The sequence below is a fragment of the Pseudomonas sp. 05T35 genome, assembly GCF_056396605.1.
The window spans coordinates 1-16,682 of the sequence record NZ_JBFTLU010000219.1; the positions used below are offsets into that span (position 1 = coordinate 1).

The 16,682-nt window shown below is 60.2% G+C and carries 14 protein-coding genes and 3 pseudogenes; 4 read left to right on the top strand and 13 right to left on the bottom strand.

What is annotated here, in order from left to right; translation table 11 throughout:
• The 3 genes and pseudogenes from AC1DH9_RS17285 to AC1DH9_RS17295 all read left to right on the top strand — a co-directional run.
• Window positions 1–222, top strand: a pseudogene (locus AC1DH9_RS17285) (acetyl-CoA C-acetyltransferase); the annotation flags it as partial.
• Window positions 223–231: 9 nt separating this feature from the next.
• A complete protein-coding gene (locus AC1DH9_RS17290) occupies window positions 232–1,359 on the top strand; it encodes an acyl-CoA dehydrogenase (protein ID WP_477808480.1) in 1,128 nt (375 codons plus the stop codon).
• 13 nt (window positions 1,360–1,372) lie between these two features.
• Window positions 1,373–2,146 carry an enoyl-CoA hydratase gene (locus AC1DH9_RS17295; RefSeq protein ID WP_427540065.1) on the top strand — a complete coding sequence of 258 codons (774 nt, stop codon included), beginning with the start codon at window positions 1,373–1,375 and terminating at the stop codon, window positions 2,144–2,146.
• A gap of 5 nt (window positions 2,147–2,151) precedes the next feature.
• On the opposite strand, the pseudogene AC1DH9_RS17300 reads toward AC1DH9_RS17295, so the two are convergent.
• The 11 genes and pseudogenes from AC1DH9_RS17300 to AC1DH9_RS17350 all read right to left on the bottom strand — a co-directional run.
• A pseudogene (locus AC1DH9_RS17300) lies at window positions 2,152–3,291 on the bottom strand (acyl-CoA dehydrogenase family protein); the annotation flags it as partial.
• Window positions 3,292–3,294: 3 nt separating this feature from the next.
• Window positions 3,295–4,401, bottom strand: a complete 1,107-nt coding sequence (locus tag AC1DH9_RS17305; RefSeq protein ID WP_477808481.1) for an enoyl-CoA hydratase/isomerase family protein — start codon at window positions 4,399–4,401, stop codon at window positions 3,295–3,297.
• 183 nt (window positions 4,402–4,584) lie between these two features.
• The gene (locus tag AC1DH9_RS17310; RefSeq protein WP_427540071.1) at window positions 4,585–5,292 is read right to left on the bottom strand and encodes an HPP family protein; all 708 of its coding nucleotides are present in this window, start codon (window positions 5,290–5,292) and stop codon (window positions 4,585–4,587) included.
• A gap of 133 nt (window positions 5,293–5,425) precedes the next feature.
• Window positions 5,426–6,535 (bottom strand): MFS transporter, encoded by a 1,110-nt coding sequence (locus tag AC1DH9_RS17315; protein WP_477808482.1) that lies wholly within the window; start codon window positions 6,533–6,535, stop codon window positions 5,426–5,428.
• A 179-nt stretch (window positions 6,536–6,714) separates the two neighbouring features.
• Entirely contained in the window at window positions 6,715–8,082 is a 1,368-nt protein-coding gene (locus AC1DH9_RS17320) for an MmgE/PrpD family protein (RefSeq protein WP_427540077.1), read from the bottom strand.
• The gene (locus AC1DH9_RS17325) at window positions 8,079–8,966 is read right to left on the bottom strand and encodes a polysaccharide deacetylase family protein (RefSeq protein ID WP_427540080.1); all 888 of its coding nucleotides are present in this window, start codon (window positions 8,964–8,966) and stop codon (window positions 8,079–8,081) included. The genes AC1DH9_RS17320 and AC1DH9_RS17325 overlap by 4 nt, the downstream gene beginning before the upstream one ends.
• On the bottom strand, window positions 8,959–9,807 hold the full coding sequence (locus AC1DH9_RS17330) for a polysaccharide deacetylase family protein (RefSeq protein WP_427540083.1): 849 nt from the start codon (window positions 9,805–9,807) through the stop codon (window positions 8,959–8,961). The genes AC1DH9_RS17325 and AC1DH9_RS17330 overlap by 8 nt, the downstream gene beginning before the upstream one ends.
• Window positions 9,808–10,004: 197 nt before the next feature.
• A complete protein-coding gene (locus AC1DH9_RS17335) occupies window positions 10,005–10,829 on the bottom strand; it encodes an ABC transporter substrate-binding protein (protein ID WP_477808483.1) in 825 nt (274 codons plus the stop codon).
• A gap of 24 nt (window positions 10,830–10,853) precedes the next feature.
• Window positions 10,854–11,618 (bottom strand): amino acid ABC transporter ATP-binding protein, encoded by a 765-nt coding sequence (locus AC1DH9_RS17340; RefSeq protein ID WP_401113709.1) that lies wholly within the window; start codon window positions 11,616–11,618, stop codon window positions 10,854–10,856.
• A 20-nt stretch (window positions 11,619–11,638) separates the two neighbouring features.
• Window positions 11,639–12,514 (bottom strand): amino acid ABC transporter permease, encoded by an 876-nt coding sequence (locus AC1DH9_RS17345; RefSeq protein WP_054597473.1) that lies wholly within the window; start codon window positions 12,512–12,514, stop codon window positions 11,639–11,641.
• A 148-nt stretch (window positions 12,515–12,662) separates the two neighbouring features.
• Window positions 12,663–13,782 (bottom strand): annotated as a pseudogene (locus AC1DH9_RS17350) (argininosuccinate lyase).
• A gap of 294 nt (window positions 13,783–14,076) precedes the next feature.
• On the opposite strand from AC1DH9_RS17350, the gene AC1DH9_RS17355 reads away from it, so the two are divergent.
• Complete coding sequence (locus AC1DH9_RS17355) at window positions 14,077–15,042, top strand: LysR family transcriptional regulator (protein ID WP_427540093.1); 966 nt, start codon at window positions 14,077–14,079, stop codon at window positions 15,040–15,042.
• A gap of 262 nt (window positions 15,043–15,304) precedes the next feature.
• On the opposite strand, the gene AC1DH9_RS17360 is transcribed toward AC1DH9_RS17355, so the two are convergent.
• Both AC1DH9_RS17360 and AC1DH9_RS17365 read right to left on the bottom strand, forming a co-directional pair.
• A complete protein-coding gene (locus tag AC1DH9_RS17360; protein WP_477808484.1) occupies window positions 15,305–15,541 on the bottom strand; it encodes a hypothetical protein in 237 nt (78 codons plus the stop codon).
• Between the two features lie 51 nt (window positions 15,542–15,592).
• Window positions 15,593–16,682 (bottom strand): glycosyltransferase (locus AC1DH9_RS17365; RefSeq protein ID WP_477808485.1); only part of this gene is annotated, 1,090 nt, incomplete at its 5' end.

Below are 16,682 nucleotides of genomic sequence, written 5' to 3' on the forward strand. Positions count from 1 at the left end.
GTGGTCAGCCTGGTGACCATGACCAAGCTGGAAATCCCCCACAGCAAGGTCAATGTCCACGGTGGCGCCTGTGCGCTGGGTCACCCGATCGGCGCTTCGGGTGCGCGGATCCTCGTGACCTTGCTCTCGGCCTTGCGCCAGAAAGGCCTGAAACGCGGCGTCGCAGCGATCTGCATCGGCGGCGGTGAAGCCACGGCCATGGCCGTTGAATGCCTGTACTAAGGAATCAACATGCTACCGACTGACGAACAACTACAGATCAGCGACGCGGCCCGGCAATTTGCCCAGGAACGGCTCAAGCCGTTCGCCGCCGAGTGGGATCGCGAGCACCGCTTTCCCAAGGAAGCCATCGGCGAGATGGCCGAACTGGGCTTCTTCGGCATGTTGGTGCCGGAGCAGTGGGGCGGTTGCGACACCGGTTACCTGGCGTACGCCATGGCCCTGGAAGAAATCGCCGCTGGCGATGGCGCCTGTTCGACCATCATGAGTGTGCACAACTCGGTGGGTTGCGTGCCGATCCTCAAGTTCGGCAACGACGATCAGAAAGAACGCTTCCTCAAACCGTTGGCCAGTGGCGCCATGCTCGGGGCGTTCGCGCTGACCGAGCCGCAGGCCGGTTCCGATGCCAGCAGCCTGAAAACCCGTGCCCGCCTGAACGGCGATCACTACGTGCTCAACGGCTGCAAGCAGTTCATTACCTCGGGGCAAAACGCCGGGGTGGTGATCGTCTTCGCAGTCACCAACCCGAGCGCCGGCAAACGCGGGATCAGCGCCTTTATCGTGCCGACCGATTCGCCGGGCTACAAGGTTGCGCGGGTTGAAGACAAGCTCGGCCAGCACGCCTCGGACACCTGCCAAATCCTCTTTGAGGACGTGAAGGTGCCGGTGGCCAATCGTCTGGGTGAGGAGGGCGAAGGCTACAAAATCGCCCTGGCCAACCTTGAAGGCGGGCGCGTCGGGATTGCTTCGCAGTCGGTCGGCATGGCCCGCGCCGCGTTCGAAGCCGCCCGCGATTACGCCCGCGAGCGCGAGAGTTTCGGCAAGCCGATCATCGAGCATCAGGCGGTAGCCTTCCGTTTGGCTGACATGGCCACGCAAATCGCCGTCGCCCGGCAGATGGTGCATTACGCCGCGGCCCTGCGTGACAGCGGCAAACCGGCGCTGGTGGAAGMCTCGATGGCCAAGCTGTTCGCCTCGGAAATGGCCGAAAAGGTCTGCTCGATGGCCTTGCAAACCCTCGGTGGTTACGGTTACCTGAACGACTTCCCGCTGGAGCGGATCTACCGCGACGTGCGGGTTTGTCAGATCTATGAAGGCACCAGTGATATTCAGCGCATGGTCATTTCGCGCAATCTTTGAGAAGGAACGTTGCATGAGCTACGAAACGATTTTGTTGGAAGTCCAGGGTCGTGTGGGTCTGATCACCCTCAACCGCCCGCAAGCCCTGAATGCCTTGAATGCGCAGATTGTCAGCGAGCTTAACCACGCGCTGGACGGTCTGGAAGCCAATCCGGAAATCGGCTGCATCGTGCTGACCGGCTCGAAAAAAGCCTTTGCCGCCGGTGCCGACATCAAGGAAATGGCCGAGTTGACCTACCCGCAGATCTACCTCGACGATCTGTTCAGCGACAGTGACCGGGTGGCCAATCGACGCAAGCCGATCATCGCGGCGGTCGCCGGTTTTGCCCTGGGCGGTGGCTGTGAGCTGGCGCTGATGTGCGACTTTATTTTGGCTGGCGACAACGCCAAATTCGGCCAGCCGGAAATCAACCTCGGCGTGTTGCCGGGCATGGGCGGCACCCAGCGCCTGACTCGCGCCGTGGGCAAGGCCAAAGCCATGGAAATGTGCCTCAGCGGCCGCCTGATCGACGCGGTGGAAGCGGAACGCTGCGGCATTGTTGCGCGCGTCGTACCGGTGGATGAGCTGCTGGATGAAGCGCTGAAGGTTGCCGCGCTGATTGCCAAGAAGTCCTTGCCGATTGCAATGATGGTCAAGGAAAGCGTCAACCGCGCCTTTGAAGTCAGCCTGTCCGAAGGCGTGCGCTTCGAACGTCGGGTGTTCCATGCGGCGTTTGCCACACAGGACCAGAAAGAAGGCATGGCGGCGTTTATTGCCAAGCGTGAGGCGCAGTTCGTCGGTAAGTAATGTAGGTTCTTGAGTTCCCGCGCAATCACCATCCGCTGAATCTCGCTCGAGCCTTCGTAAATCTGCGTGATCCGCGCATCGCGGTAGTAGCGTTCCACCGGATAATCCTCCAGATAGCCGTAGCCGCCGTGAATCTGTATCGCAGACGAACAGACCTTCTCGGCCATCTCCGAGGCAAACAGCTTGGCCTGTGAGGCTTCCGACAGGCATGGCTTGCCGGCGCTGCGCAACCGTGCGGCATGCAGGATCAGCAAGCGCGCGGCGTTCAGCCGGGTGTGCATGTCGGCCAGCATGTTGGCGACGCTTTGGTGCTCGATGATCGGCTTGTCGAACTGCACCCGGTCACGGGCGTAGGCCAGCGCTGCTTCGAAAGCAGCACGGGCGATACCCAGCGCCTGTGCGGCGATGCCGATACGACCGCCTTCGAGGTTGGACAAAGCAATCGCCAAACCCTTGCCGCGCTCACCCAGCAGATTGGCTTCGGGGATCGTGCAGTTGTTCAGCGTCACCGCGCAGGTGTCGGAAGCGCGGATACCCATCTTGTGTTCGCTGCGGTCGACGATAAAACCCGGTGTGTCGGTTGGCACCAGGAACGCCGACAAACCTTTCTTACCCAGCTCCGGGTCGGTCACGGCAAACACAATCGCCAGTTTTGCCCGTCGACCGTTGCTGACGAACTGCTTGGCGCCATTGATCACCCACTGGCCGTCGCGCAGTTCGGCACGGGTGCGCAGGTTGTGCGCTTCGGAACCGGCCTGCGGCTCGGTCAGGCAGAAGCAGCCAATGGCCTGACCGCTGGCCAGATCCGCCAGCCAGGTCTGTTTCTGTTCTTCAGTGCCATAGTTCAGAACCGGTCCGCAGCCCACCGAGTTGTGAATGCTCATCAAGGCACCGGTGGCGCCGTCGCCGGCAGAAATCTCTTCTACCGCCAGCGCGTAGGCCACGTAGTCGACGTAAGTGCCGCCCCATTCCTCGGGAACCACCATGCCGAGCAAACCCAGCTCGCCCATCTTGGCCACCAGCGCATCATCGATCCAGCCGGCTTTTTCCCAGGCCTGGGCGTGAGGGGCGATTTCGCCGCGGGCAAAATCCCGGGCCATGTCGCGGATCATCACTTGTTCTTCGGTCAATTCGATATCGTGCATGGCTCAGCTCCCGCTCTGGTCAAAACCGCTGAAGAAACTCGCAACGTGTTTGGCGTTCAGCGCCTGCACGGTCGGAGGGTTCCAGCGTGGACTCTTGTCTTTGTCGATCAGCAAGGCGCGGACGCCTTCGATCAGGTCTCCGCGTTCGAACCATTGGCGATCGAGGTGCAGTTCGAGGGCGAAGYAGTCTTCCAGGCTCAGCTGACGGCCGCGACGCAGCATCTCTAACGTTACACCCATGGCCAGCGGTGAACGACTGTCGAGCACATCGGCAGTGGTCATCGCCCAGTCGTGGCTGTCGGCAACCGTAACGGTGCGCAGTTGCTCGACAATGCTCGGCACATCCGGCAGGGCGAAGAAGTGGTCGATCGTTGGCCGCAATGTTTGCAACGGTGCGTCGGGCAGTTGCTGTACCGCGAGTTTCGCCAGCAGACCTTGCAGGTCCTTGAGCGGGGTGTCGTGCCACTCGAGGCTGTCGAGGTGTTGATCCAGCTCGGTGAGTTTTTGGCTTTCGAGGTACCAGTCGGCCAGCCCGCAATACAGCGCATCGGCGGCGCGGATCTGCACGCCGCTGACGCCAAGGTAGATGCCCAGTTCGCCGGGAATCCGTGGCAGGAAGTAGCTACCGCCAACGTCCGGGAAGTAACCGATGGCCACTTCCGGCATTGCCAGGCGGCTGCGTTCGGTGACCACCCGCAGGTCTGCGCCTTGCACCAGGCCCATACCGCCGCCGAGGACGAAACCGTCCATCAACGCCAGTACCGGTTTGCGGTAATGGTGGATCGCCAGGTCGAGGGCGTATTCCTCGACGAAAAAGTCTTCATGCAGGGTGCCGCCGCTTTTGAAACTGTCGTACAGCGAGCGGATATCGCCACCGGCGCAGAAGGCTTTTTCGCCAGCTCCGCGCAACACCACGGCGTGGATGTGCGGGTCTTTCGACCAGGCATCGAGTTGTCGGTGCAGGCTGCGGACCATGTCCAGGGTAATGGCGTTGAGGCCGGCGGGGCGATTGAGGGTCAGATGGCCAATGTGGTTGCGGACCTCGGCCAGCACGTCGTTGGCGCTGGCATCAATGCGGTGGGTCGCCTGGGATGAAACCTGAGCAGTCATCACTAACTCCCTGCTTTTATTGTTCTTTATAGAAGTGTTCGCGCGCGAACGATGCCGGATCGTAACAGTGCAAATTTGCGATGTACAACCGTGATAGATGCAGGTCCGGTCTGCATTTTTGTTATGCCTGCACGCTGATTCATCGCATAAACGCCCTGATAGGGCATTTCAAATCTTTAGTAGCTAAGGCCGAGTGCCGAACACTTCACCGATGCTGCGGCGTTTGGCGTGCAGCTCGCTGGCGTGGATCAACTGCTCAAGGTCCTCCGGCGTGACGTCGAAGAACTCCTGCATATCGGCCAGGGCCAGCTTGAGGTCTTCGGCGGTAATCGCCAGGACGTCTGCGGGCGGATGATCGGCGGGCACCACCGCGACTGGCTCGCTGTGGCCCTTGGGGTAACGGATCCGCGTCAGGTTGTTATAGACCAGGGCGCTGAGCAGCATGCACGTCGCGGCGAGCATCACCGGCCCTAGTTCGCGCCATTCCATCGCGATGGTCGCCGGGTCCGCCACCACCAGCAGCAACGCCAACGCTCCCGCCGGCGGGTGCAGGCAACGCAGCCAGCACATCAGAATCAGCGCCATGCCAGCCGCCAGGCAGGCACTGCCCAGCGTGCGCCCAAGCACATGGGCCACCAGCAGCGACACCACCGCGGCACACAAATAGCCGCCGAGAATCGACCACGGCTGCGCCAGCGCGCCGGAAGACACGGCGAACAGCAACACCGCTGAAGCGCCCAACGGCCCGATCAAGTGCAAGGCCACGTCCATCCCGAACACCTGACCACACAGCCAGACACTCAGCAGTGTGCCCAGCGACATGCCGATGGCGGCACGGCTCCATTCGGAGGGGCGGGTGTTGACGGCAGCGGGTATCCAGCGAGCGAGCATAACGAAAACGATCCAGTGGCAAAGAACGGGCAAAAAGAAGGGCTTGTCTGGATCACCAGAAAGCCCTTTAAGTGTTCCAACATTTGGGGGAGGAACCGGCACAGTGTGCCGATCTATCTCACTCCTGACAAATTCATATTAATGAGCTTTCAGTGCATTTATTTTGAAGTGTGGCGACGCGCCGACCACTCAGGAAACACAGCAATCCGCCCATGGCGGTCAGTGCGCTGAGGGCATAAAACATCGTCGCCGGTGCCGTGTGGGTCAGCAAAAAGCCGCAAATCACCGGGCTCGCCGCACCGCCCAGCGCCGCCAGGTTCTGCGCGCCGTAGTAGCTGCCGCGCAGTTCTTCCGGGGCCAGGGTATCGACGAACAGGAACTCTGCCGGGTAGATGATCATTTCGCCAAGGGTGAAGACAAACATCGCCAGGCACCACTGCACCAGGTTTTGCGCGAAGCTGAAGCCGATCAACCCGAGGATGAACAGGCTGCTGCCAATAATAATCCAGTAACGCAGCTGTTCACGCTTGAGGAAGCGGCCGATCTGGTACTGCAAGAGAATCACGCTGATTGCGTTGCAGGCGAGGATCGCGGCCATGGTTTGCAGGGCAATGTGCTCGTTTTGCGTCACCAGCAGGTATTGCGACAGGTACAGGGTGAAACGTCCGTGAACCACGGTGCTGAGCAGGCAGCCGCAGGTGAACATGATCAGTGTGCGGTCGTTCTTCAGGGTCACCAGGGTTTTCAGAAAGCTTTGTGGCTGGCCAACGGCCGCTTCCTTGGCTGATCCGGGAATCCCTCTCATCAGGAAGGTACTGAAAAAGGCGATGCCACCGGCAATCAGGAACGGTGCCAATGGCTGCACTCCGGCGATCACCACACCGAGCATCGGGCCGGTGGCGTAGCCGATATTGGTCAAGGTGTAGCGCAGCGAAAACGCCTTGGCCCGCTGCCCAATGGGGTCGTGGGCGAAGGTCAGCAGGACAAAACCGACGGCGCTGGAAAGCATCGCCAGAATCAGCAACCGGCGTTTTTCCAGGCGGTCGATGATGTAACCGCCATACAACGCGAGCAGGGTGGCGATGAACACCGCGATGCCCAACAGCAAGCCAACGTCCTGTTGGTTCAGGCCCAGCTTGTTGCTGAGGAACAGTGTCAGCAACGGGCTGGTGATGGCGCGGCTGACGACGATGGTCAGCGAGCAGATCATCAGGCGGCGAATAACGAGCGAGTAAGTGGCCACGGTGGTACACGAGTCCTTGTTATTGAAATACGGTTCCAGCGTTTCGAAACCCTGTAGCAGCTGGCGCAGCCTGCGTTCGAGTGCGCAGCGCTCGCAATTCAGACAACCCGGTACTTCAGAAAAACCGCATTGCCTGATTTTACGACTGCTTCGCAGCCGAACGCCGCCTTCGGCAGCTGCTACAGGGGTGGTGTTTGCATCGAGAGTTGTTGATCCAGCGTACCGACCGATTCCAGTTTTTCCAGTTGCCACAACCGCTCCAGCAACCCAGTCGCCTGTTCCATCGACAGCACCCGCGTCGCCAGGCTGAAAAACTTCTCCTCCAGCGCTGCATCGCTCAACGGATTCCCCGGTGCGCCCAACGGCACCTCGACACACAGGCTCGCCGTGCGACCATCGCGGCTGCGAATGCTCACGACCGGCTCGCCATCCTCTGACAGGTGCGGTTCCACTACAAGGTGAATGCGCGACATCCAATGAGCGATTTCTGACGCGCTGCGTTGTTCGTCGTCATAAGCCTCAAGCCGGCAATGCCCATGGACCAATCGAGCGGCGAGGGCATACGGCAGGCTCATTTGCGCGGCTGCCAGACTGCCGACATCGCGCCCGCCGCACATCTCGTTGAGAAAACCACACAGCGACACCTGAACGTCTTCCAACTCACCGGCTTCGATCTGCAATTGCTCAAGCAACAGACCCAAGGCATCGATGGCCGAATGCGTGCCACGGCATGATGCGTAGGGCTTGATCGAGCAGCGGGTGAGTTTCCACACCACGCCAAGGTCTGCGTCCAGCGTTTCGGGTTGCGCGTGTTCAGCCGCGAGGGTCTTGAGAAAGCCGCCCCAGACGTCGTCGAACAACTTCGTTGGCCCGCTGATCCCTTGCTCGGCAAACCGCGCCGCCAGCAGACCGCCTTCGGCGGCGCGGCCGCTGTGAAGCTTTTTGCTGTGCGAGCCATCATGGATAAACGCCCAGAGGCCACCGCTGAAACTGCCGGCAATACCCAATGCGGCGAGGGTTTGGGCCGGATCAAGACCGAGTATTCGCGCACTGGCCGCTGCCGCGCCGAACACCCCGCAGGTGGCGGTCGAATGCCAACCGGCGCCGTTGTGCGCCGAGTAACCGCCGCAAGCCTCAAGTACCCGCCGACCGATCTCGTAGCCAATCACCACCGCAGTAATCAGCTCACGACCGTTTACCGGCGCAGGACTCAGGCTGACGGCTGCCATCACTGCGGGCAGCACCACTGCGCCGGAGTGATCGCAGCCACCGGTATCGTCCAGTTCCAGGGCATGGGCGGCGATCCCATTGAGCATCGCTGCCTGCGCGGCGCCGACATACTGTGCAGTGCCCCAGACCAGTGTTGGGCCGGTTTCATTGGCAAAGGTTTGCCGGACGGTGACGGCAATTTCACTGGCGGCCCCGGCCAGGGTCGCGCCGACCGTATCGAGAATATGCCGCTTGGCTTGTGCCACCAGTGCCGGCGGCAAGTCGTCGAAACGGGTCTCGACGCAAAATTGCGCCAGACGCTGCAATCGTTCACTCATGGCAAGTACGCTCGATAATGCCGCTCATACACGGCGGCTGGATGCTCCTCGTCCATCGGCACAGCGCGCTCGGCCCACCACTGGGCGACGTCGCCAGCCGTGGCGATCCAAACGTCGTCGTGTTGCTGGATACCCAGCAGCAACTCGCGCAGGACACCGATGCGTCCCGGGGTCGCGATGATTTCCGGGTGCAGGCGCAACACGTAGCACAGGCCAAAGCGATGAAACCCGGCAAAGTCCATTTGCAGGTTGCCCAAGGTATGACTGTAAGAAGCAATCCGCGATTGCGCGGGCGGGACTGCCGGGCTCAGGTTGAACGCGAAGTACGGTTCGTCCTCCAGTTCATAGTGCATTGGCAGTTCGATCACCTCAGGCGCCGTCGGATGGGCGAACGGCAGGTCATCGCCACGCCAGCACGACGACCAGCGAATGCCTTGCTCGCGCAACGCTTCGGTAAACCCCGGTGCCCAGTTGCCGGCGGGAATCCGGAAACCCGCCGGGCGCTGACCGGTAATGGCCGCGAGAGCMCGGCAGCCGCGCTCAAGAGCAGCGGTCTGCTCGGCCAGATTCAGGCTGTCGTAGTTCTGATGACGATAACCGGCGCAGGCAATTTCATGACCGGCGGTTTGGATCGCGCGGATATGTTCGGGGTTCTCTTCGGCAACGATGCCCGGTATGCACCAGCTGCTGGAAACGCCTAGCTCCTTGAACAGTGCGAGCAAGCGTTCGACCCCGCGCTGGGTGCCGTAGCGCCACACCGACAACGTCTTGTCGCGGCCGGCGACTTCCGGGGCCTGGGTCAGGATGCCGTGTACGTCGTTGTAGTCGACGGTCAACACCACGGCGCACCGGTAGCCTTTGGGCCAGACCGTCGAATCAGTCATGTTGATGCTCCTTGAGCCACCAGTGGGCGACATCGCGGCAGGTGGCGAACCACACGTCATCACGCTGGCGCATGTGTTCGAAGAGTTTCTCCAGCAGCAGAATGCGCCCCGGTTTGCCGGTGATCTTCGGGTGGAAGAGCGTGGTCAGGCACAGTCCTTCGTTCATCGCGCCGTCGTACTCACGGCACCAATTGTCGAGAGTCAGCTCATAGCTGGCGGTACGGTCCAGCCCCGAGGGAAAGTCCGGCGCGCGGGTGTAGGCGAGGGAAGCGTAATCGTCCATTTCCCAGCGGCCGGGGATTTCCACCAGCGGGGTTTCGTAGCCTGGCACTTTCACCAGATACGGCCGGTCATCGCCGCGCATGCTGCTGGAGTAGGTCACGCCAGCCTCCACCAGCATGGCCGGCGTCTCGGCCCGCCAGTCACCGGACGGGGTGCGAAAGCCTTCTGCGCGGATGTTCAAATGCTGCCAGAACACCTCGCGGCATTTATTCATGACGTCCTTTTGCTGCTCCAGTGTCAGGGCATAGAAGGACTCGTGTTTGTAGCCGTGGTAAGCCACTTCATGCCCGCGCTCGATGATCGACTGGCACTGTCTCGGCCAGTTCTCCACGACCCAGGCCGGGACGAAGAAGGTGCTCGGGATGCGGAATTCGTCGAGCAGGTCGAGAATCCGTGGCAAGGCTCGATACGGCCCGTAACCGCCAAAACCGAAATACTCGGGCTTGTGCCAGATCGAACCGTTGAGCATCGCATCGCCGGTGGGGCCGTCGAGATCGAAGGCCAGGGCCAGGCAGGCGGTGTGGCCGTCGGGCCACGTCGGTTGGGGCGAGGAGGACATCGTGGCGCTCCGTTCATATATGGTCATAACACCCGTAGCAACTGCCGAGCCCGCGAGGCTGCGTTCGGTGGCGCAGCCGCCGTAAAATCAGACAACGCGTTCTTTCAGGTAAACCGTGTACACAGACTTGCGAGGACTGCGTCCTCGAACGCAGCCTCGCGTGCTCGACAGCTGCTACGGGGCAACGTATTTCAGCGTTACTTCCCGGCGTTGATGGTCACGGTTTTRATSGYRCCCARYTCCAGRTCCCACTTCTTCAAGATCGCCTGATAGCTGCCGTCRTCRATCATGCTTTGCARCGCGACTTTCACCGCTTCGCTCAACTCGGGTTTTTTCTTGCTGACGCCCAGACCACTGAACTGCACCGAGATCGGCGCCCCCACGGTCTTGTAGGTGTCCTTTTCCTGGGTCTTCAGATACKACAGGGTTTCGCTGCCCTGCATGGCCGCATCGATGCGGCTCTGGCGCAGTTGCGCACGGGCGTCGGCGGAGCCTTCGGTGCCGATCACGTTGATCGCCGGTTTACCCTTCGCTTCGCAATTGGCCTTGCTCCATTCAGCAATTTCCGACGGGAACGTCGTACGTCGGCTGGTTCCGACTTTCTTGCCGCACAGGTCGGCAATTTCGTTGGTGTCCTTGTTCTTTTGCAGGGTGTAGAACTGCGGCCCGCTGGTGAAGTAGTCAACGAAGGTCACGCTCTGCTGGCGCTCGGCGGTGTCGGTCATGCCCGACAGCACCACGTCCACACGGTCGGTGGTCAGGGCGTTGATCATTTGCTCGAAGCCGGTTTCCTGCCATTTGATCTTCACGCCCAGACGCTCGGCCAAGACATTGCCCAAGTCGTAGTCCAGGCCGGTGAGGGTGTTGGTGGCCGGGTCCTTGAAATCCATTGGCGGATAGTTGGGCATGATTGCCACGACGATTTCGCCCTTGGCCTTGATGCTCGCGGGCAAATCAGCTGCCCAGGTCATCGAAGAGGCCATCAGGCCAGCCACTACTGCAGGGATAAGGAGTTTTTTCATGGTCGTTCTCTTTTTGAGTTGTCGTTAGGTGCGAACGGCAGAAATGAAGCTTTGGGTGCGCGGGTTTTGTGGACTTATTAGTATTTCTTCGGGGCTTCCTGCCTCCACGATCTGCCCGCCGTCCATGAACACCATGCGATTGGAAACCTCGCGGGCGAAGCCCAGTTCATGGGTGACGACGATCATGGTCATGCCGGTCTGCGCCAGATCGCGCATCACCGACAGCACCTCACCGACCAGTTCCGGGTCGAGTGCCGAAGTGGGTTCATCGAACAGCATCAGCTTGGGCCGCATGGCCAGCGCTCGGGCAATGGCCACCCGTTGTTGCTGACCCCCCGAGAGTTCGATCGGGTAGCTGTTGCGCTTGTCGGCCAGGCCGACGCGGGCCAGCAACTCAAGCGCATCTTCGTGCGCTTCCTTGGGCGAACGCTTGAGCACCTGGCACGGGCCTTCGATGATGTTTTGCAGCACGGTCATGTGCGGAAACAGGTTGAAGCGCTGGAACACCATGCCGGTGGCCAGCCGCTGCCGGGCGATCTGCGACTCGTTGAGCTCGTGCAGTTTGTTGCCGGCAATGCGGTAACCCACCAACTCGCCGTCGACCCAGAGGCCGCCCTTGTCGATTTTTTCCAGCTGATTGACGCAGCGCAGCAGGGTGCTTTTGCCGGAACCGGACGGCCCGATGATGCACAGCACTTCGCCCTGTTCGACTTCGATGTTGATGTCTTTGAGCGCGTGGTATTGGTCGTAGTACTTGTTCAGGCCAACAGCCTTGACGATGCTTCTCATGTTCAATTCTCCTGCGTGACTCACGAGCGCTTGCCGGCGCCGCGAGCGAAACGACGCTCCAGACGACTTTGACCAAAGGACAAGACGGTGACGGCGGCCAGGTACCAGATGCCGGCGACGATCAGCAGCTCCATCACGCGGGCGTTGGCGTAGTAGATGTTCTGCGCGTTGTAGAGCAGTTCCGAGTACTGGATCACGCTGGCCAGGGAGGTCATCTTGACCATGCCGATGAACTCGTTGCCGACCGGTGGAATGATGATGCGCATGGCCTGCGGCAAGATGATCCGGCGCAGCGCTTGCAGGCGCGGCATGCCGATCGACTTGGCTGCTTCGTACTGGCCGGTGTCCACCGAGAGCAGACCGGCGCGCACCACTTCAGCGGTGTAGGCGCCCTGGTTGATGCTCAGGCCCAGCAGCGCTGCGACGAAGGGCGTCATCAGGCTGACGGTATCGAGTTCGAACAGCCCCGGAATGCCAATGGTGGGGAAGATCAGCGCCAGGTTGAACCACAACAGCAATTGCAGAATCAACGGCGTACCGCGAAACAGCCAGGTGTATGTCACCGCGACATAGCGCAGGATCGGGTTCGCCGACATGCGCATCACGGCGGTGATCACCCCGAAGACAATCCCCAGCGCCATCGCCAGCACGGCCATGACGATGGTGTTGAGCAAGCCGAACAGAATCGCCTGGGAGGTCAGGAACTGGCCGATGTACGACCACTCGATCTTGCCCTCGGCGAAAGCCCTGACCAGACCGACGATGGCGACGACGATCAGCGTGGCGAAGAAGATCCGCCCGTAATAGCGCCGAGGCACATGCTCGTACTGGGTAATGTCGAACTGGTTTTCGGCCTTTTTGCGCTCCGCGAGGAGCTCTGCCTGAGTCTGGTTCATTTCGATTCTCCTTACGCTGGTCTTTCAGATCAGCTAAATCCCTGTGGGAGCGAGCCTGCTCGCGATAGTGGTGGGTCAGCCAACATTGATGTTGAATGTGATATCGAAATCGCGAGCAGGCTCGCTCCCACAGGTTCTGTGCGGTGCTTCAGAGGCGGAAGCCTTGATAGTTTTCGGCCCATTGCTGCTGTGCGGCGAGGGCGGTTCTCAAGCGGCCGATCTGTTCACGGACCTGCTGCGGCGCGGTTCCGCCCCAGCCACTGCGGGCTGCGATGGCGGCTTCCAGGGTCAGGCTGTCGCGCACTTCGGGGGTCAGGCGCACATCGATCTCGGCCAGCAGTGCCGGCGAGGCTTCCCACAGTTCGATGTCGTGTTTTTCACAGGCCTGAACCAGTGCACCGGTGATTTCGTGGGCCTCTTTGAACGGCACACCGCGCACCGCCAGCCAGTCGGCGACCTCGGTGGCGAGAGTGAAGCCCAGCGGTGCCTGGCGACGCAGTTCTTCGACGTTGACCTTCATGGTCGCGACCATCCCGGCCATGGCTGGCAGCACCAGCAACAGGGTGTCGACGYTGTCGAGCACACCGTTTTTGTCTTCGCTCAGGTCGCGGTTGTAGGACAGCGGTAGGGATTTGAGGGTCGACAGCAGGCCGGTCAGGTTGCCGATCAAACGGCCAGCCTTGCCCCGCGCCAGTTCGGCGATGTCCGGGTTTTTCTTCTGCGGCATGATCGAACTGCCGGTGGCGTAGGCATCGTCCAGCGCAACCCAGCGAAATTGCCGTGAAGACCACAGGCAAAACTCTTCGGCCAAACGCGAGATGTTGACGCCGAGCATGCTCCAGCGCCTGTTGCAGGGCCAGCACTTCAGTGGTCAGGGTGCGAGCGTGATCACGCAGAAACAGTCGCAGATCGTTGGCGGTCTGATCGTTGCGCGAGCGTCCGGCCCGCAGCTTGCCGCCCAGTGCGCCAAGGCGTTCGGTCAGCAGGCGCTCGATGAAGGTGTGGACGTCTTCGTCGTCGAGGGTCGGGCTGACAAAGCCAGCACGGAAGTCTTCGCCAATGCGCTCCAGCGCATCGAGCATGGTTTGGGTTTCCTGTGCATCGAGCAAGCCGGCGCGGTGCAATTCCCCGGCATGGGCCTTGGAACCGGCCAGGTCGTAAGGGGTGAGGCGGAAGTACCGCTCAGGGCAGCGGGACAGGGCTGCCAGGGCTTCGGACGGACCGCTTTTGAAACGCGCTCCCCACAAACGATCGGTTGCTTGAGTCATTGTTGTTTTCCTCGTCGGTAACACGAACTGATGTCGTTACGCAGAGCCTTGGACACTCGCCGGGATAGTCCGGGCGTGGTTCGGCTCATGCAGTTTTCAAGAGGGCAGTTGCAAGTGGCGAGAGCTGATCGAAGTGTCAGCTTTTAATAGTTTCGAATCAGCGACTTGGCGCTGACTGAGGGAAATTATTGGGAGTTGCCAAGCCTGGTTTTCTGTGTTCATTATTATTAGCCAGCGTTATTTTTGTTGTTGGACACAGACTGTTGAATCGGGCGCCAGAGGTAAATAAGCATTATGGAAACCCCACTTTCCAATTCTGGAAACCCGCCGTTGAAAACGGCTCATCGAGCGCCTTTGGCCCTGAGCGGGCTGGACTTCAAACTGCTCAAAGTGTTCAAGGCGGTGGTCGAGGCCGGCGGTTTTAGTGCCGCTCAAAACGAGCTGAATGTGGGGCTGGCAGCCATCAGCAAACAGATCTCCGATCTTGAGATTCGTATCGGCATGCGCCTGTGTACTCGGGGTCGAGAGGGGTTTCATCTGACCGAAGAAGGGCGCCTGGTCTATCAGGCGTCGATTGACTTATTTGCCTCGGTCGACAACTTTCGAGACAAGCTTAGTTGCGCTCAGAATGAATTGATAGGCGACTTGGGAGTAGGGGTGATCGATAATACGATTACCGATGAAAACTCTCCGTTAGTTGCCGCATTAAAGCGAATAAATGAAGAGTCGCCGAAAGTGCGGTTTCAACTTCAGGCCTCACAACTGGATGAAGTGGAAAGAGGCGTTGTAGAAGGGCGGTTGGTCGCCGGAATAGTGCCGGTTTATCAGAAAAGAGAAGAGTTCGATTACTTCACGTTGTATGAAGAAAGATCAGAGGCCTACTGCGCGGTGGGGCACCCGTTGTTCAGCGTTCCGAATGAGCAGATGGGCGAAGATGTGCTCAAGCAACACGAGTTCATCAACCATCGCTACGCCATCCACCGCGACAAGCTGACGTTTGCCCGGTACGACAGTTTTTCTGCCTCGGCGTCACAGGTCGAAGCCGTCGCCATGCTGATCAAGACCGGGCGTTTCCTGGGTTTTCTGCCACAGCACTATGCCGCGACTCTGGTTGCACAAGGCACGTTCAGAGCCCTGCGGCCGGACCTGATCAGCTTCAATACACCGTTCAATTTGATCCTGCGGCACAACACGGTGCGCAGTCCGTTGGTCAAGGCGTTTGCCCAGGCCTTGGGGGTGGATCTGAAGGCGGGGGCCTGAAATCAAGCGTGGATGCCTGCTGGGTTGATAGTCGTTGATAACTCGGCGGAGTTGTCTCAGGGTTTGGCGTTTATAGCGCCTGGCAGGCAGTGTCGAACACATATTTAAATGTTCGATGGGCAAGTCAAACAACGACTCTGTTTCGCCTGAAGTAGTGGCTGATATCGGTGCGAGACTGTTCGACGCAAGACCGGTTGATGACATGAAAGTGCTGGCCACAGGACAATGATTCCTGCGGCTGTTTCCCGCCGATACATACTCTTTACGGCTTGATGCAATAGCGCATCGCACACCGTCGGGCGCCCGGCAATCCATGGGTAATTTCTGCTTCAAGCTGCGCGGACTCTATGGCGCGCAGGTGCTGTTCGAAGCTGGTCACGGGGGCGTCGGCAAGCCAGGCAAGCTCAGGGTCATTACGGAAGAGGGCGGCAGCTGAACGCTCTACGGCGGGCAGTGCGCTGGCATCGTTGAATTGGGCACGGCGGAGGGAAATAGTCATGGGCGCAAGCTTAAGCAAGCGCCCTGACGATGTGCAACCCGTTCAGGGCTGCTACGGCACCAGATGCAGCAGGACGTAATCGTCCTTGTCGAAGTTCCCGTTCAGCACCGGTTGCAATGTTGCCAACCGAGAGCCTTTCAGGGCCTCGTAGTCACTTTTTTCCATCACCAGCCAGGCAGGGCCTTTCAGGTTTTCCAGCTCTTGCACTGAATGAGTGAAGACCGGGAACAGGTCATGCTCGACGTTGACCATGAACTTGATCGCCTTGGCGTCTTTGCCCATGGCGTGAAGCACCACAGGTGCCGGGTCTTTCTGGATCAGCTCAAAGGCTGCACGACTGAAAGTACGGGTGTCGAAGAGCGAACGCTCCACCGGTTCAAACACCAGGATGTAGGCGGACCACAATGCCAGCACTGCGGTGAAGGCCAGACCCACCGCACGCATGCGTGGCTTGAACAACAGACCCAGTGCGATCACCTGCAACACACCGAGTATCACCATCACCGCCGTCACCGAGGTGAGATGCTCCGGAAAACGTCGCTTGGCGACCAGCAACCCGACGATCAGCAGACCAGGTAGCAGCAGCCACAGGCCTTGCATCAGGCCGCGCAACCACTGGAACACCCGGCCCTGGGCCTGGAACGGATACGCCGCAATGATCGCCGCCATCGGCAGCATCGGCAGCATGTAGCGGGCTTTTTTTGCCATCGGAATCGACAGGCCAATCATCACGACCAGCCCGGCAGCAGTGCACAAGGTCAGCAACCGCAACGCTGGCCCACGATCCTTGCGACCGACCAGCAACACGGCGGCCAGCACCACTACCGCCAACGGATACGCCAGCGCATAGTTGCCCAGCGAGCTGCTGAAGTAAAACAGCGGACCGCTCGCGCCTTCACGGCCATCAATGCGCCCCATGAACTGCATACGGATCACGTCTTGCATGAAGGTCGGGCCACCACTGACGTTGGCCAGCCACAGCAGCAAGCCGATACCGGCGGCCAATAGCACCGCCGCCAGCAAGCCGATCGTGATCATCCGGCGCCACTGGCCATTGAGCAGGTAATAACTGCACAAGACGCCGGTAGGCACCACCAGGCCAATCGGCCCGCGAATGGCAAAACCGAGCACCAGCAACACG

Excerpts from the sequence above, each read along its gene's own strand:
- AC1DH9_RS17295 (WP_427540065.1), top strand. The coding sequence starts at position 1,373 with ATGAGCTACGAAACGATTTTGTTGGAAGTCCAGGGTCGTGTGGGTCTG.
- AC1DH9_RS17310 (WP_427540071.1), bottom strand. The coding sequence starts at position 5,292 with ATGCTCGCTCGCTGGATACCCGCTGCCGTCAACACCCGCCCCTCCGAA.
- AC1DH9_RS17320 (WP_427540077.1), bottom strand. The coding sequence starts at position 8,082 with ATGAGTGAACGATTGCAGCGTCTGGCGCAATTTTGCGTCGAGACCCGT.
- AC1DH9_RS17330 (WP_427540083.1), bottom strand. The coding sequence starts at position 9,807 with ATGTCCTCCTCGCCCCAACCGACGTGGCCCGACGGCCACACCGCCTGC.
- AC1DH9_RS17340 (WP_401113709.1), bottom strand. The coding sequence starts at position 11,618 with ATGAGAAGCATCGTCAAGGCTGTTGGCCTGAACAAGTACTACGACCAA.
- AC1DH9_RS17345 (WP_054597473.1), bottom strand. The coding sequence starts at position 12,514 with ATGAACCAGACTCAGGCAGAGCTCCTCGCGGAGCGCAAAAAGGCCGAA.
- AC1DH9_RS17355 (WP_427540093.1), top strand. The coding sequence starts at position 14,077 with ATGGAAACCCCACTTTCCAATTCTGGAAACCCGCCGTTGAAAACGGCT.
- AC1DH9_RS17360 (WP_477808484.1), bottom strand. The coding sequence starts at position 15,541 with ATGACTATTTCCCTCCGCCGTGCCCAATTCAACGATGCCAGCGCACTG.